The sequence below is a fragment of the Actinophytocola sp. genome, from assembly GCF_035942955.1.
GTDB lineage: Bacteria > Actinomycetota > Actinomycetes > Mycobacteriales > Pseudonocardiaceae > DASYTH01.
Window position 1 is genome coordinate 1 of record NZ_DASZCQ010000269.1, and the last position, 15,176, is coordinate 15,176.

Genomic DNA, 15,176 nt, shown 5'->3' on the forward strand with positions numbered 1-15,176 from the left:
GGCGCCGCCGCCGGCACCAACTCCTCCACCACGGGCAGCTCCGCGGACCGGGCCGGCCTGCGCCGGTTCGGCGTGGAGACGATCGGCTCCGGGCAGTGGTTCGGCGACGGACCCGAGCCCGAGGTGCGCGGCGGCACCAGCCCGAACCGCGGCCGGTGGAGCTCCCGGGAGGACGAGCGGGTCACCGAGCAGGTGTCGATCGACGGCGAGGAGCACAACCTGCCGCCCAACGTGATCGGCGAAGGCCCCCACTGACCGGCGTGTTGGCGCCTGGCGTCGCCGTGTTGGCGTCGTGCGCGGCCAACACGCGGGTCAGGAGACGGGTTCGAGGATCTCCGGGCGGGCCTCCGGGGCGGCCGACCGGCGCGCGTCTGCGGCCTGGTCGTCGGGCAGGGTCTGGGACTCGCGTTCGGCCTCGACCCGGGCGTTGTACACCTTGATCTCCCGCTCCCGCCGGGCGTCGTCCCAGCCGAGCACGTCGCCCATCAGCCCGGCGACCTCCTCGGCGGTGTCCACCCCGCGGTGCGGGTACTCGATGGAGATGCGGGTGCGCCTGGCCAGCACGTCCTCCAGGTGCAGCGCACCCTCGTGACTGGCCGCGTACACCACCTCGACGCGGAGGTAGTCCGGGGCGGCGGTGAGCGGGCGCAGCAGGTCCGGCCGGCCCTCGGCGACCGCGAGCACCTGGTGCACCAGCGAGCCGTACCGGTCGAGCAGGTGCCGGACCCGGTAGGGGTGCAGCCCGTGCCGGGCGGCGAGCTGGTCGACCTGGTTGACCAGCGCGTGGTAGCCGTCCGCGCCGAGCAGCGGCACCTTGTCGGTGATCGACGGCTGCAGGCGGCCGGGCACGTCCACCGCCGCGGCGTTGACCGCGTCCGCGGCCATCACCCGGTACGTCGTGTACTTCCCGCCGGCGATGGCCACCAGCCCGGGCGCCACCCGCGCCACGGCGTGCTCCCTGGACAGCTTGGAGGTCTCCTCGCTCTCCCCGGCCAGCAGCGGCCGCAGCCCGGCGTAGACGCCCTCGATGTCCTCGTGGGTCAGCGGGGTGGCCAGCACCGAGTTGACGTGCTCGAGGATGTAGTCGATGTCGTGCTCGGTGGCCGCGGGGTGGGCCAGGTCGAGGTTCCAGTCGGTGTCGGTGGTGCCGACGATCCAGTGGTTGCCCCACGGGATCACGAACAGCACGGACTTCTCGGTGCGCAGGATGATCCCGGTCTCCGACACGATCCGGTCCTTGGGCACCACGATGTGCACGCCCTTGCTTGCCCGCACCTTGAACCGACCCCTGGTGCCGGCCAGCCGCTGCAGCTCGTCGGTCCACACGCCGGTGCAGTTGATCACGGCGTTCGCCCGGACCTCGGTCTCCCGCCCGTCCTCCACGTCGCGGACCCGGACGCCGGAGATCCGGTCGGCCTCCCGGACCATGCCGACCACCTGGGTCGAGGTGCGCACCACCGCGCCGTAGTGGGCGGCGGTGCGGGCCACGGTCATGGTGTGCCGCGCGTCGTCGGCCTGCGCGTCGTAGTAGCGGATCCCGCCGACCAGCGCGTCCCGCTTGAACGCCGGCACCATCCGCAGCGCGCCGGCCTTGCTGAGGTGCTTCTGGCCGGGCACCGAGCGGGCGCCGCCCATCCGGTCGTAGAGCAGCAGCCCGGCCGCGGTGTACGGCCGCTCCCACAGCCGGTGGGTGAGCGGGTAGAGGAAGCTCACCGGCTTGACCAGGTGGGGGGCCAGCCGGGTGAGCATCAGCTCCCGCTCCCGCAACGCCTCCCGCACGAGGCCGAACTCCAGCTGCTCGAGGTAGCGCAGCCCGCCGTGGAACAGCTTGCTCGACCGGCTGGACGTGCCCGAGGCCAGATCGCGGGCCTCCACCAGCGCCACGCGCAGCCCGCGGGTGGCGGCGTCCAGCGCGGTGCCCACGCCGACGACGCCGCCGCCGATCACGACGATGTCGAACGTCTCCGAGCCGAGGCGCTGCCAGGCAGCCTCCCGATCCGCCGGACCCAGCCGTCCACCGATCGTGTCCGCCGTGGCACCGGCGGTCGCATCACCCTTGCGGTCGACCACGCGAACCACGCTACCGCCAAGGCGGGGCACCGGGCCCGCCGTGTGTGAGTCCATTCGGGTCATTTCGATCTCCGCAGTCGCGCGCTCCGTAGACAGGTTGACCTTGGTTCGATTAGCGTCCGGGCGACTCACGGGTAGGCATCGACGCCGGCCCAGGCCAGCGCCGTTGCCCGCCCTCCACCGTTCGCGGGAGGCCATGCATGAACTTCGGCGAGATCTTCCTCTGGGAGCTGTTGGGCACGGCGGCGCTGACCTTGCTGGGCTGTGGCGTGGTCGCGAACGTGGTGCTCAAACGCACCCTCGGCACGGCCGGCGGCTGGCTGCTGATCAACATCGGCTGGGGTATCGCGGTGCTGGTCGGCGCGAGCATCGCCAACCCGTCGGGAGCGCACATCAACCCGGCGGTCACCCTCGGCCTGCTGGCCAAGGGGGACTCCCCGTTCGGCTGGGGAATGGCGCCCGCGTACCTGCTCGGCCAGATGGTCGGCGCGTTCCTCGGCGCCGTGCTGTGCTGGGCGGCCTACAAGCTGCAGTTCGACACCCACGACGAGCCGGCGAACACCCGCGGGATCTTCTCGACCGGCCCGACCGTGCCGAACTACGGCTGGAACCTGGCGACGGAGATCATCGGCACGTTCGTCCTGGTGTTCTGGATCGTCCTCAACCCGTCGACCAACCTGGCGCTCGGCTACGCCGCGGTGGCCCTCGTCGTCATCGGCATCGGCGCCTCGCTCGGTGGACCGACCGGGTACGCCATCAACCCGGCGCGCGACCTCGGGCCGCGCATCGCCTACGCCGTGCTGCCGATCACGGGCAAGGGCAGCCCGGACTGGAACTACTCGTGGGTTCCGGTGGTCGGTCCTATCGTCGGTGGGGTGCTTGCCGGACTCGTCTACCAGCTTCTCCCGTCCGCCACCTGACGACCGAAAGAGGCGATCAGCCGATGACCTCCTATGTGGCAGCGATCGACCAGGGCACGACGTCGACCCGTTGCATGATCTTCAGCCATGCCGGCGAAGTCGTCGCCGTCGACCAGAAGGAGCACGAGCAGATCTTCCCAAGGGCCGGCTGGGTCGAGCACGATCCCGAGGAGGTCTGGACCAATACCCGGGAGGTGACCGCCGGCGCGCTGGCCAAGGCCGACGTGTCCCCGACCGACATCGCCGCGGTCGGCATCACCAACCAGCGCGAGACCGCCGTGGTGTGGGACCGCACCACCGGAAAGCCGGTCTACAACGCGATCGTCTGGCAGGACACCCGGACCGACCGGATCTGCACCGAGCTCGGCGCGCTGGGCGGCGGGCAGGAGCGCTACCGCGGCAAGACCGGGCTGCCGATTGCCACGTACTTCTCCGGCCCCAAGATCCGCTGGATCCTGGACAACGTCGAGGGTGCGCGCGACCGGGCCGAGGCCGGCGACCTGCTGTTCGGCAACATGGACACCTGGGTGCTGTGGAACATGACCGGCGGGCCGGAGGGCGGCGTGCACGTCACCGACCCGACCAACGCCTCGCGCACCCTGCTGATGGACCTGCAGACGCTGTCCTGGAACCCCGACATCGCCGACGAGATCGGGATTCCGCTGGCGATGCTGCCGGAGATCCGCTCCTCGTCGGAGGAGTACGGCCGGGTGCGCGAGCGCGGCGTGCTCGCCGGGGTGCCGATCGCCGGCATCCTGGGTGACCAGCAGGCGGCCACGTTCGGCCAGGCCTGCCTGTCCCCCGGCGAGGCCAAGAACACCTACGGCACCGGCAACTTCGTGCTGCTCAACACCGGCACCGAGCAGGTGCTGAGCAAGAACGGGCTGCTCACCACGGTCTGCTACAAGATCGGCTCGCAGGACACGGTGTACGCCCTCGAGGGCGCCATCGCGATCACCGGCGCGCTCGTCCAGTGGCTGCGGGACAACCTCGGCATCATCGGCTCGGCGCCGGAGATCGAGGCGCTGGCCCGGTCCGTGGACGACAACGGCGGCGCCTACTTCGTGCCGGCGTTCTCCGGCCTGTTCGCCCCATACTGGCGCTCCGACGCCCGCGGCGCGATCGTCGGCCTGACCCGCTACGTCAACAAGGGCCACCTCGCCCGCGCGGTGCTGGAGGCCACCGCCTTCCAGACCCGCGAGGTGATCGACGCGATGAACGCCGACTCCGGCGTGGCGCTGACGTCGCTGAAGGTCGACGGCGGCATGGTCGGCAACGAGCTGCTCATGCAGTTCCAGGCCGACATCCTCGGCGTCCCGGTGATCCGCCCCGTGGTCGCCGAGACCACCGCCCTCGGCGCCGCGTACGCCGCCGGCCTCGCCGTCGGCTACTGGCAGGGCGAGGACGACGTGCGCAACAACTGGGCCAAGGACAAGGAGTGGCACCCGGCCATGGACGAGGCCAGCCGGGAGAAGACCTACAAGCAGTGGAAGAAGGCGGTCACCAGGACCTTCGACTGGGTCGAGGCGGAGGACTAGACCGCGGCATAGACGATCACGTTGTCCCGGTAGCTGCGGGCGGTCCGGTCGAAGGCGCCGCCGCAAGTGATCAACCGCAGCTCCGGGCCCGTGGTGTCCCCGTAGACGGCGTCGGTAGGAAACTTCGCCTTGGGCACCTGATCGACCTCGCGCACCACGAACCGCACGGTCGTGCCGTCGACCCGGCGGACCAGCACCTCGTCGCCGGCGGTCAGCTCGTGCAGCCGGGCGAACACGCCCGGGTGGCCGCCGCCGTTGACGTGGCCGAGGATCACCGCGGGCCCGGTCGCGCCGGGCGGCGGTCCGCCGGTGAACCAGCCGGCCTGCATCGGTTGGTCGACCGGCGGCACCTGGACGGTCTGGTCGGCGTTGAGGCCAAGGCCGACCAGCGAGGAGGTCACGCCGAGCCGCGGAATGCCGATCTCGGCGGGTTCCACCCCGGCCCGAGCCGACGCGGTGGGTGGGCCGGTGGCCGGCTGCGGACCCCCAGTGGCGGCACCGCAGCCGGCCAGCAGCACCGCGCCGAGCACGGCCGCCAGAACCGCTGGGCTGGCTCGACGCATCGGCTCACGCCCTCCGGCGCCGGAGGTAGAGCCAGCCGCCGGCACCCGCCGAGGCGAGCAACACGCCGGCCCCGCCGAGCACGAGCGCGGTGGGGCTCGAGGCGTCCTCGACGGGCTCGCTGATGACCTCGCCGGTCTCGGGCGCACCCTTGGGCTTCACCGGAATCTGAGCCATCGCCGCGGGCTGGGGCTTGCCGACGACGGTGAATGTCGTCGACATTTTCTCCGCGTCGCATTTCGCGTTGACTTTGTAGGCGCCCGGCTTGACGTCCTTCACGGTTCCGACCCCGACAAAAAGCGGAAGATCGGGCGGGCTGTCCGGCAACTCGACCAGATCGCCGATAGTCAATGCGGCCGAGGTCGCGGTCGGCTTCGTCCCAGGACAATTCACCCGCACCGAGATCTGCTCACCGGCGCGACCCTTGGCCGGAACCACATCGACTCGCGGTCCGGGTTTGGGTGCGTCGGCAGCCTCGACCCGAAGGTGTCCGGTCACCTTCACAGTGCCGCACATGTAGGAAACCGGCCAATTCCCCGGCTTGGCGTCCTTCTTGACCGTGGCGTGCGAGAACAGGGTCCAGCCGCCGCTGCCGTCATCCTTCCCCCATAGGTCTGGGGCGTCCAATACCGAAGACATGACCGGGGCCGTGGTGAACGCGGGATCATTGCAGCCGCCCATGATGGTGACGGCATCTCCCGGTTTGGCAACGTTCGGCATCAATATGATCGACCCGGTGGGCGTCGTTTCGGCGCTCGCCGTACCCCCGAATGCGGCCGTGGCGATACCTGCAGCCGCGCAGGCGAGAACAAGCCTTGCTTTCATGATTCCCCACATCAATAGTCGCCCGCTCCCACGGGCGGCTCAACATCGTCGAAAACAGAGACGCCCACCCGCCGGGCGGGTTGCCTGGCGCCGGGAATTCAGTCCAGGTCGTCGTGGCGCATGAGCTGGCGGCCGGCCTCGGTGATGGAGCCGGACAGCGACGGGTAGATCGAGAACGTGTGCGCCAGGTGCTCGACGGTGAGCTGGTTCTGCACGGCAAGCGCGATCGGCAGGATCAGCTCGCTGGCCATCGGCGCCACCACCACGCCGCCGACCACCACGCCGGTGGCCGGGCGGCAGAACAGCTTGACGAAGCCCCGGCGCAGGCCCTCCATCTTGGCCCTGGCGTTGGTGGCCAGCGGCAGCATGATCGTCCGGGCCGGCACCTCGCCGGCGTCGATGGCCTGCTGGCTGATCCCCACGGTGGCGATCTCCGGGTGGGTGAACACGTTGGCCGCCACGGTCTTCAGCTTGATCGGCGCGACGCCCTCGCCAAGCGCGTGCCACATGGCGATGCGGCCCTGCATGGCCGCGACGCTGGCCAGCATCAGCACCCCGGTGACATCGCCGGCCGCGTACACCCCGGGCACGCTGGTGCGCGACACCCGGTCGACCGACACGAACCCGCCCGGCCCCGGCTCGATGCCGACCTTGTCCAGGCCGATGTCGGCGGTGTTGGGCACCGAGCCGACGGTCATCAGCGCGTGGCTGGCGTGCACCGTGCCGTTGCCCCGCAGGTGCACGATGACGCCGCCGGGGACCTTCTCCACCCGCTCGGCCCTGGAGTGCTTGGCCACCGTGGTGCCGCGCTCGGCGAATACGTCCTCGAGCACGGCCGCGGCGTCGGCGTCCTCGTGCGGCAGCACCCGGTCCCGGCTGGAGATGAGGGTGACCTTCACGCCCATCTCGGTGTAGGCGCTGGCGAACTCGGCTCCCGTGACGCCCGAGCCCACGACGACCAGGTGCTCGGGCAGCTCGGGCAGGTCGTAGATCTGGCGCCAGTCGAGGATCCGCTCGCCGTCCGGCTCGGCCCCGGGCAGCACCCGCGGGTGCGCGCCGGTGGCGATCAGCACGACGTCGGCCGGCAGGATCTCGGTGTTGCCGTCCGGCCCGGTGGCCGCGACCTGGTGGGCGGCCAGCCCCGGGTGCTCGTCGCAGAACCGGGCGGTCCCGTTGATCACGCGGACCCCCTCGCGCTGCACCCGGTTGCGCACGTCGGCCGACTGGGCGAGGGCCAACCCCCGCACCCGCCCGTGCACCACGGGAAGGTCGACCCCGATCGACTTGTCGTCGTTGCGAATCCCCAGCTCGTCGGCGTTGTGGAAGGACGAGCGCGCGCCGGCCGATGCGATGAAGGTCTTAGACGGCACGCAGTCGTACAGCACGCAGGCCCCGCCGAGACCGTCGCGCTCGACAACGGTGACATCGGCCCCGTGCTGGGCGGCGACCAGGGCGGCCTCGTAACCGGCCGGCCCACCACCCATGATCACGATCCGGGTCACTGGACGCCCTCCTCGTCACACACCTCTCAGGCCCAACCGTACGCGGGACACGATGCGGCGTCCCTTCATGTGATCGGATCTGTCGCTACGCTGTCGGTCGTGCCGCTCTACGCCGCGTACGGGTCCAACATGGATCCTGCCCAGATGATGGAGCGAGCGCCGCACTCGCCGATGGCGGGCACCGGCTGGCTCGTGGGTTGGCGTCTCACCTTCGGCGGGGAGGACCTGGGCTGGGAGGGCGCGCTCGCCACCCTCGTCGAGGACCCGGACGCGCAGGTCTTCGTGGTCCTCTACGACGTCACCCGCGAGGACGAGGCGCGCCTCGACCGCTGGGAGGGCTCCGAGCTCGGCCTGCACACCAAGATCCGCCTGCGGGTCCAGACCCTCGAAGGCTCCGTCCTCGCCTGGCTCTACGTCCTCGACGCCTACGAAGGCGGCCTCCCCTCCGCCCGCTACCTCGGCGTCATGGCCGACGCCGCCGAAGCCGCCGGCGCCCCCGCCGACTACGTCGCCGCCCTGCGCACCCGCCCCTGCCAAGGCGTCGGCCCGTAACCTCACGCCGCATACCGCCGCCTGGCGAACGCGGCCCGCAGCGCCCGGACCAGCCGGGCCGGTTCGCGCAGGTCGGCCGCCGTCGCCCGGATGACCACCCAGCCGCGGGAGCGGAGGTCGGCGTCCTGGTCGGCGCGATCCTCGTGGGCGTCGCGGCCGTCGTACTCGAGCGCGATCCGGGGCTCCTCCCAGGCGAAGTCGATGCGGTAGCGCTCGCGGCCGGCGATGTCGCTGATGCTGTGCTGCAGCGCGGGGATCGGGAGGCCGGCGTCGTAGAGGGTGAGCAGCATGTGGCTCTCGGCCGGCGATTCGGGGCGGCCGGAGGCCAGCCCGAGGAGCGCCTCGCCGCGGCGGATGCCGCGCAGGTCGGCCCGGGTGCGCAGGCGCATGGCCACCTCGGCCCGGAAGTTGGCGCGAAACGGCGGGTCGAGCGCGGCGAGGGCCTGGTCGGTGCAGGCGAGCGCGACCGGCCGGGCGGCCGTGCAGAGCATCTCGGCGATGGTGATCTCCAGCCCGAGGGTCCGCAGGCCGTCCAGCTCGAGCACCTCGTCCTCGTCGAAGAACCCCCGGCTCAGCGCGAGGCCCTGGCGCGGCGTCAGCTTGCGGTCGTCGGCGCACACCACGTGGATGGTCGTGGCGTCGGCGGCCGAGCAGCCGAAGAGCAGGGCGGCGGTGTGGCTGGTGAGCGCGGACCGCGGGCCCACGTGCAGCAGCGCCGCGGCGGCCCTGGTGGGCAGGGTCAGCAGCCGCCCGCGGTCGATCAGGACGGTGCGGGAGTACCGGACGAGCCGGCCCGCGCGCAGCAGCTCACGCACGGCGGGCAGGCCGAGCCGGAAGATCAGGTCGTTGCGGCGGAAGACACCGTGGAGGCCGGCGGGTAGGTCGCTCACGGGAACCAGCCTGCCGAACGAAGCCGGCCTCCGGGAGTCCCTCGGCCGTCGGCTGTGGACAACCGGATCGCTGTGGATGGCGGGCTTGACAGCTCAAAAGAAGGTCAGGCGAGCGCGGCGAGGGCGATGTGGGTGAGGACGCGGACGCCGACGAGGAGGGCGCGTTCGTCGAGGCGGAAGGTGGGTTGGTGCAGGTCGGGCATGTGGCCGTCGCCGGACCAGACGCCGAGGCGGGCGAAGGAGCCGGGGATGTGCTCGAGGTACCAGCCGAAGTCTTCGCCGCCGGAGGACTGCTTGGTGCCGGCCAGGGCATCTTCGCCGAGCGCGGCCTCGACGCCGGCGCGGAGGGTCTGGGTGCACTCGCGCTCGTTCATCACCGGGGGGACGCCGCGCTGGTGGTGCAGCTCGAAGCCGACGCCGGTGGGGGCGAGCAGGGACTCGACGAGGCCGGCCACGAGGGGCTCGAGGTCCTCCCAGACCTCGTGGTCGCCGGTGCGCAGGGTGCCGCGCAGCACGCCGTCCTGCGGGACGGCGTTGGCGGCCTCGCCGGCGTGGACGGCGCCCCAGACGAGCACGGTGCCGGAGCGGGGGTCGATCCGGCGGGACAGCAGGGCGGGCAGACCGGTGATCACGTGGCCGAGGGCGTGCACGAGGTCGGCGGTCAGGTGCGGGCGGGAGGTGTGGCCGCCGGGCGAGGTGAGGCGCAGCTCGAGCAGGTCGGTCGCGGACGTGATGGCGCCGACCCTGGTGCCGACCCGGCCGACCTCGAGGCGCGGGTCGCAGTGCAGCCCGTAGATCGCGTCGACCTTGTCGATCCCGCCGGCGGCGATCACGTCGAGCGCGCCGCCCGGCATGACCTCCTCGGCCGGCTGGAAGATCAGCCGCACCCGGCCGGGCAGCTCGGGCGCCGACGCCAGGGCCATCCCGGCGGCGGCGAGCATCGCGGTGTGCGCGTCGTGCCCGCACGCGTGGCAGGCTCCGACCACGGTCGACGCGTAGGGCAGCCCGGTCAGCTCGGTCAGCGCCAGGGCGTCCATGTCCGCGCGCAGCGCCACGCACTTGTCGCCGGTGCCGATGTCGCACACCAGCCCGGTGCCGGCGGGCAGCAGCGTGGGGCGCAGCCCGACCGACGCCAGCAGCCCGGCGACCAGCTCGGTGGTGTTGAACTCCTGGCGGGACAGCTCCGGGTAGGCGTGCAGGTGCCGGTACCAGGCCACGACATCCGCCGAGTTGCGGACCAACCAGTCGTCCAGCCAGGCCGGTCCACGACCAACGCCGATGTCCTCCACAGTGGGCATACTGACGCCGTCGTCGGTGATGAGTACACCGGGGTCGGTGTCCTGCGGCTTTCCGGACCGCGAGTCGAGCACCGTCACGCGATCCCTCCTGCGCAGGTGTCGTTGGCTACCGTCATGTTCACGCAATGGTGCACCATGGGCGGTAGAGGCTCGTACGAGATTTCGTAGGCAATCGGCTCGCCGGTCTGGTCAGTGCGCCGAACGGCCCAACGTTTTCGGCCAGGCTAGTCGATCACGATCGACGACCGTTACTTGGAAACGGCCCGCCCGGCTTTCTTCAGGCGCTTGATGTGCGCGCGGCGGCCGACGACCACAATTCCCAGCAGAATGGCCGCGAAGAGGCCGATGACCAGCTTCTGCCGGCTCTTGGCGGACTCCTGCCCCGGGGTGAGCGCCGGCCCCGGCCGGGCGGTGGTCGGCGGCACCGGTTGGGTGGTCGGCTGGTCCAGACCGATGACGGCCACCGGTCCGGCCGACGCGGACGCGGCTACCACGGCGCCGGGAAGCCCGACGAGCAATGCCAGCAGAGCGACGATCAGGACTCGAGTGACGCTCCGCATGGGTATCACCCTAACGAGGACCTTGCCGTTCCGCGAATACCTCGAGAATGCGCTCCGCTGCCAGCGTGGCGGTGAGCTGCCCGTCGCGGACCTGACGTTCGAGGTCCGGCGCGATCCGGCGCACCTCGGGATGCTCGTGCAGCCGGGTCAGCAGCGTGTCGCGCACCATCGACCAGGTCCAGTCCACCTGCTGGCGGCGGCGCTTGGCGTCCAGCTCGCCGGACTCGGACAGCATCCGGTCGTGCCGCTCGACCTCCGCCCACACCGCGTCCAGCCCGATGCCGTGCAGGCCGCTGCAGGTCAGCACGGGCGGCGTCCAGCCGGCCTCCGGCGCGCGCAGCAGCCGCAGCGCGCCGGCCAGCTCGCGGGCGGCCTTGCGCGCCTGGAGCTCGTGCTCGCCGTCGGCCTTGTTCACCGCGATCACGTCGGCCAGCTCCAGCACGCCCTTCTTGATGCCCTGCAGCTGGTCGCCGGTGCGGGCCAGGGTGAGCAGCAGGAAGCAGTCGACCATGTTGGCGACCGCGACCTCGGACTGGCCGACCCCGACCGTTTCGATCAGCACGGTGTCGTACCCGGCCGCCTCCATCAGCACGATCGTCTCGCGAGTGGCCTTGGCGACCCCGCCGAGCGTGCCCGAGGTCGGCGACGGCCGGATGAACGCGTTCGGGTCCACGGCGAGCCGGGCCATCCTGGTCTTGTCGCCGAGGATCGAGCCTCCGGTCCTGGTGGACGACGGGTCGACGGCCAGCACCGCGACCCGGTGGCCGGCCGAGGTCAGCATGCTGCCCAGCGCGTCGATGAACGTGGACTTGCCGACGCCGGGGACCCCGGTGATGCCGACCCGGTGCGCTCCGCCCGCCTGCGGCAGCAGCTCGACGAGCAACTCCTGCGCCAGGACCCGGTGGTCGGGGCGGCGGGACTCGACCAGGGTGATCGCCCTGGACAGGACGCCCCGGTCGGCGGCAAGCACGCCCTTGGCGTACTCGGCGACGTCGATCCGGCGCGCCATGGATCAGCCGGCGTGCCCGTGCGACTCGGACAGCTTGCGCACCAGCTCGGCGGCCGCGTCGGCGATCACCGTGCCCGGGCCGAAGATCGCGGTCGCGCCGGCGGCGTACAGCTCGTCGTGGTCTGCGGGCGGGATGACCCCGCCGACGACGATCATGATGTCCGGGCGGCCGAGCGCGGCCAGCTCGTCGCGCAGCGCCGGCACGAGGGTCAGGTGGCCGGCGGCGAGCGAGTTGACGCCGACGATGTGCACGTCGGCCTCCACGGCCTGCCGGGCCACCTCGGCCGGGGTCTGGAACAGCGGTCCCACGTCGACGTCGAAGCCGAGGTCGGCGAACGCCGTGGCGATCACCTTCTGCCCGCGGTCGTGGCCGTCCTGGCCCATCTTGGCGATCAGGATGCGCGGCCGGCGCCCCTCGGCGTCGGCGAACGCGTCGACGACCTTGCGCGTGGAGTCCACATTGGACGCACCGCCGACCTCCTCGGAGTACACACCGGAGATCGTACGGATCTGGGCCGAGTGCCGGCCCCACACCTTGCCGAGCGCGTCGGAGATCTCCCCGACGGTGGCCTTGGCCCGCGCCGCGTCGATGGCCAGCGGGACCAGGTTGTCGGTGCCCTCCGCGGCCCTGGTCAGCGCGGCCAGCGCCCGCTCGACGGCCTCGGCGTCGCGCTCGGCCCGCAGCCGCTCCAGCTTGGCCAGCTGCTGCGCCCGCACCCCGGCGTTGTCCACCTTGAGCACCTCGACGTGCTCGTCGGAGTCGACCCGGTACTTGTTGACGCCGATCACGGGCTGCCGTCCGGAGTCGATCCGCGCCTGGGTGCGCGCGGCCGCCTCCTCGATGCGCAGCTTCGGGATGCCGGCGTCGATCGCCCGCGCCATGCCGCCGGCCCGCTCGACCTCCTCGATGTGCCCCCACGCCCGGCGGGCCAGGTCGTAGGTGAGCCGCTCGACGAACGCGCTGCCACCCCAGGGATCGATCACCTTCGTGGTGCCGGACTCGTGCTGCAGCAACAACTGCGTGTTGCGGGCGATCCGCGCGGAGAAATCCGTCGGCAGCGCGAGGGCCTCGTCCAGCGCGTTGGTGTGCAGGGACTGCGTGTGCCCCTGGGTGGCGGCCATGGCCTCGATGCAGGTGCGGATCACGTTGTTGTAGACGTCCTGCGCGGTCAGCGACCAGCCGGAGGTCTGGCAGTGCGTGCGCAGCGAAAGGGACTTGGGCGAGGCCGGCGAGAACTGCTTGACCAGCTTGGCCCACAGCAGCCGGGCGGCGCGCAGCTTGGCCACCTCCATGAAGAAGTTCATGCCGATGGCCCAGAAGAAGGAGATCCGCGGCGCGAACGAGTCGATGGCCAGCCCCGCGTCGAGCCCGGCGCGGATGTACTCCACCCCGTCGGCCAGCGTGTAGGCCAGCTCGAGGTCGGCGGTCGCCCCGGCCTCCTGCATGTGGTAGCCGGACACGGAGATGGAGTTGAACCGCGGCATGTTCTGCGAGGTGTACCCGAAGATGTCGGACACGATCCGCATCGACTGCCGCGGCGGGTAGATGTAGGTGTTGCGGACCATGAACTCCTTGAGGATGTCGTTCTGGATGGTCCCGGCAAGCTGCTTGGGCGCAACGCCCTGCTCCTCGGCGGCCACCACGTAGAGCGCAAGGATCGGCAGCACCGCGCCGTTCATGGTCATCGACACGGTCATCTGGTCCAGCGGGATGCCGTCGAACAGCTGGCGCATGTCGTAGATCGAGTCGATGGCCACGCCCGCCATGCCGACGTCCCCGGTCACCCGGGGATGGTCGGAGTCGTAACCCCGGTGCGTGGCAAGGTCGAACGCGATCGACAGTCCTTTTTGGCCGGCGGCAAGGTTGCGCCGGTAGAACGCGTTTGACTCCTCGGCGGTGGAGAACCCGGCGTACTGCCGGATCGTCCACGGCGACTTGACGTACATCGTGGCGTACGGCCCGCGCAGGAACGGGACGATGCCCGGGTAGGTGTTCAGGAAGTCGATGCCGGCGAGGTCGTCCTTGGTGTACAAGGACTTGACGCCGATCCCTTCCGGTGTCTCCCATACCGTGGGCTCGACCTCGGCGACGACCGGCTTGGGCTCGCCGAGCTCGATGTCGGAAAAGTCGGGAACGCTCACTCGAACTCCTCGGCGTAGCGCACGCGCGGCAGCCCGCCGGACGGCTGGGTCGGCGCGGGCGGGCGGAGCAGCGGCTTGAAGTCCGGGTCGGGGAACTCGGTCACCCCGGTGATCTTGTCGACGCCGGCGGCGAGGTTCTCCTTGCGGGCGCGCCAGGTCTCGGCCAACCGGTCGGCGATCAGCCCGGAGTCCAGCGCGGCCGGCATCCCGCCCGCCCGCTCGATCTCGGTGAACCACGACCACGCCGCGTGGGCCAGGTCGTCGGTCAACCGCTCCACGTACCAGGACTCGCCGGCCGGGTCGACCACGTTGCCCACTGTGGACTCTTCGAGCAGGATCGACTGGGTGTTGCGGGCGATCCGCCGGCCGAGCGGATCCGGCAACCCGACGGCCGAGTCGAACGGCAGCACGGTGATCGCGTCCGCCCCGCCGACACCGGCCGCGAAGCAGGCCACGGTGCCGCGCAGCATGTTCACGTACGGGTCGCGCCGGGTCAGCATGGCCGGCGACGTGACCGCGTGCAGCTGCCCGCCGACCGGAGTCGCCCCGGACACCTCGGTGATCCGGGCCCACAACCGCCGCGCGGCACGGAACTTGGCGATGGTCAGGAACTGGTCGACCCCGGCCGCGTACCGGAACTCCAGCTGCGCCGCCGCCGCGTCGACGTCCAGCCCGGCCGCCGTGAGCGCGCGGAGATACGCCACTGCGGTGGCGATCCCGCAGCCCAGCTCCTGCGCGTCCGAGCCGCCCGCCTCGTGGTACGGCAGGGCGTCGACCGTGATGCCGCGCAGCAGTGGGAAGTCACGCGCCACCCGGACGGCGAGGTCCACGGCGTCGGCCAGATCCTGCTCGGTGCCACTGCGCGCCCGCCAGCCGATCGGGTCGGCGCCGAGGTTGCCGCGCGCCCCGGGGATCTCGAGCAGGACCTCGGCGCAGGCGCGCGTCCCGGCGCCCGCGTCCAGGACGACCGGGGCGTCGATGTCCCGCAGCAGCTCGGAAAGCGCGCCGGCGGGCAACCCGGCCAGCCACAGTGACGTGACTCCGTTGTCCAGGTCGTCGAGGACCGCGGCTCGGTCGGGAGTCAGGTGCCGCTGCCGGACATCCCAGCGGGTGGAGTGGCGAACGGGGCCGCGGGCGGCCGGGACGTCGTCGGCGGTGTACAGCGGCGCCCGCGTGATCCCGTCGTAGGTGGTGCTCGAGGGCACCTCCCCGGCGAGCTCTTCCCACTGCTGCCGGGTGGCCGCCGGAAACTCGCCGGCGAGGGCCAACTCGGACGATGTCATATCTCACAATGCTACGGAAACAGCTG

At 71.5% G+C, this 15,176-nt stretch carries 14 protein-coding genes; 4 read left to right on the forward strand and 10 right to left on the reverse strand.

Annotated features, from left to right (window positions below; translation table 11 throughout):
* A partial coding sequence (locus VGX25_RS27240; RefSeq protein WP_326920763.1) for a hypothetical protein occupies positions 1-255 on the forward strand: 255 nt, incomplete at its 5' end.
* A gap of 57 nt (positions 256-312) precedes the next feature.
* Here the strand turns inward: VGX25_RS27240 and glpD are convergent.
* Positions 313-2,070, reverse strand: a complete 1,758-nt coding sequence (gene glpD / locus VGX25_RS27245) for a glycerol-3-phosphate dehydrogenase (RefSeq protein WP_414635992.1) — start codon at positions 2,068-2,070, stop codon at positions 313-315.
* A gap of 200 nt (positions 2,071-2,270) precedes the next feature.
* Here glpD and VGX25_RS27250 point away from each other — a divergent pair, with 200 nt between their 5' ends.
* A complete protein-coding gene (locus tag VGX25_RS27250) occupies positions 2,271-2,990 on the forward strand; it encodes an MIP/aquaporin family protein (protein WP_326920764.1) in 720 nt (239 codons plus the stop codon).
* Between the two features lie 23 nt (positions 2,991-3,013).
* Positions 3,014-4,528 carry a glycerol kinase GlpK gene (gene glpK, locus VGX25_RS27255; RefSeq protein ID WP_326920765.1) on the forward strand — a complete coding sequence of 505 codons (1,515 nt, stop codon included), beginning with the start codon at positions 3,014-3,016 and terminating at the stop codon, positions 4,526-4,528.
* On the opposite strand, the gene VGX25_RS27260 is transcribed toward glpK, so the two are convergent.
* From VGX25_RS27260 to VGX25_RS27270, 3 genes are all read right to left on the reverse strand, one after another.
* The gene (locus VGX25_RS27260) at positions 4,525-5,091 is read right to left on the reverse strand and encodes a class F sortase (protein WP_326920766.1); all 567 of its coding nucleotides are present in this window, start codon (positions 5,089-5,091) and stop codon (positions 4,525-4,527) included. The genes glpK and VGX25_RS27260 overlap by 4 nt on opposite strands.
* 4 nt (positions 5,092-5,095) lie before the next feature.
* Positions 5,096-5,914: a hypothetical protein gene (locus VGX25_RS27265; RefSeq protein ID WP_326920767.1), complete on the reverse strand. Its 819-nt coding sequence runs from the start codon at positions 5,912-5,914 to the stop codon at positions 5,096-5,098.
* A gap of 98 nt (positions 5,915-6,012) precedes the next feature.
* Positions 6,013-7,416, reverse strand: a complete 1,404-nt coding sequence (locus VGX25_RS27270; RefSeq protein WP_326920768.1) for an NAD(P)H-quinone dehydrogenase — start codon at positions 7,414-7,416, stop codon at positions 6,013-6,015.
* Between the two features lie 99 nt (positions 7,417-7,515).
* On the opposite strand from VGX25_RS27270, the gene VGX25_RS27275 reads away from it, so the two are divergent.
* Positions 7,516-7,968, forward strand: coding sequence for a gamma-glutamylcyclotransferase (locus tag VGX25_RS27275; RefSeq protein ID WP_326920769.1), 453 nt, complete (start codon positions 7,516-7,518; stop codon positions 7,966-7,968).
* A gap of 2 nt (positions 7,969-7,970) precedes the next feature.
* Here the strand turns inward: VGX25_RS27275 and VGX25_RS27280 are convergent, their stop codons facing one another.
* The 6 genes from VGX25_RS27280 to VGX25_RS27305 form a co-directional block, all read right to left on the reverse strand.
* Complete coding sequence (locus VGX25_RS27280; protein WP_326920770.1) at positions 7,971-8,858, reverse strand: hypothetical protein; 888 nt, start codon at positions 8,856-8,858, stop codon at positions 7,971-7,973.
* A gap of 104 nt (positions 8,859-8,962) precedes the next feature.
* Positions 8,963-10,234: an amidohydrolase gene (locus VGX25_RS27285; protein WP_326920771.1), complete on the reverse strand. Its 1,272-nt coding sequence runs from the start codon at positions 10,232-10,234 to the stop codon at positions 8,963-8,965.
* 170 nt (positions 10,235-10,404) lie between these two features.
* Positions 10,405-10,716 (reverse strand): hypothetical protein, encoded by a 312-nt coding sequence (locus tag VGX25_RS27290; protein WP_326920772.1) that lies wholly within the window; start codon positions 10,714-10,716, stop codon positions 10,405-10,407.
* 10 nt (positions 10,717-10,726) lie between these two features.
* Positions 10,727-11,725 (reverse strand): methylmalonyl Co-A mutase-associated GTPase MeaB, encoded by a 999-nt coding sequence (meaB, locus tag VGX25_RS27295; RefSeq protein WP_326920773.1) that lies wholly within the window; start codon positions 11,723-11,725, stop codon positions 10,727-10,729.
* Between the two features lie 3 nt (positions 11,726-11,728).
* On the reverse strand, positions 11,729-13,843 hold the full coding sequence (gene scpA / locus VGX25_RS27300) for a methylmalonyl-CoA mutase (RefSeq protein ID WP_414635994.1): 2,115 nt from the start codon (positions 13,841-13,843) through the stop codon (positions 11,729-11,731).
* Between the two features lie 20 nt (positions 13,844-13,863).
* Positions 13,864-15,150: a methylmalonyl-CoA mutase subunit beta gene (locus VGX25_RS27305; RefSeq protein ID WP_326920775.1), complete on the reverse strand. Its 1,287-nt coding sequence runs from the start codon at positions 15,148-15,150 to the stop codon at positions 13,864-13,866.
* Positions 15,151-15,176 lie beyond the last annotated feature (26 nt).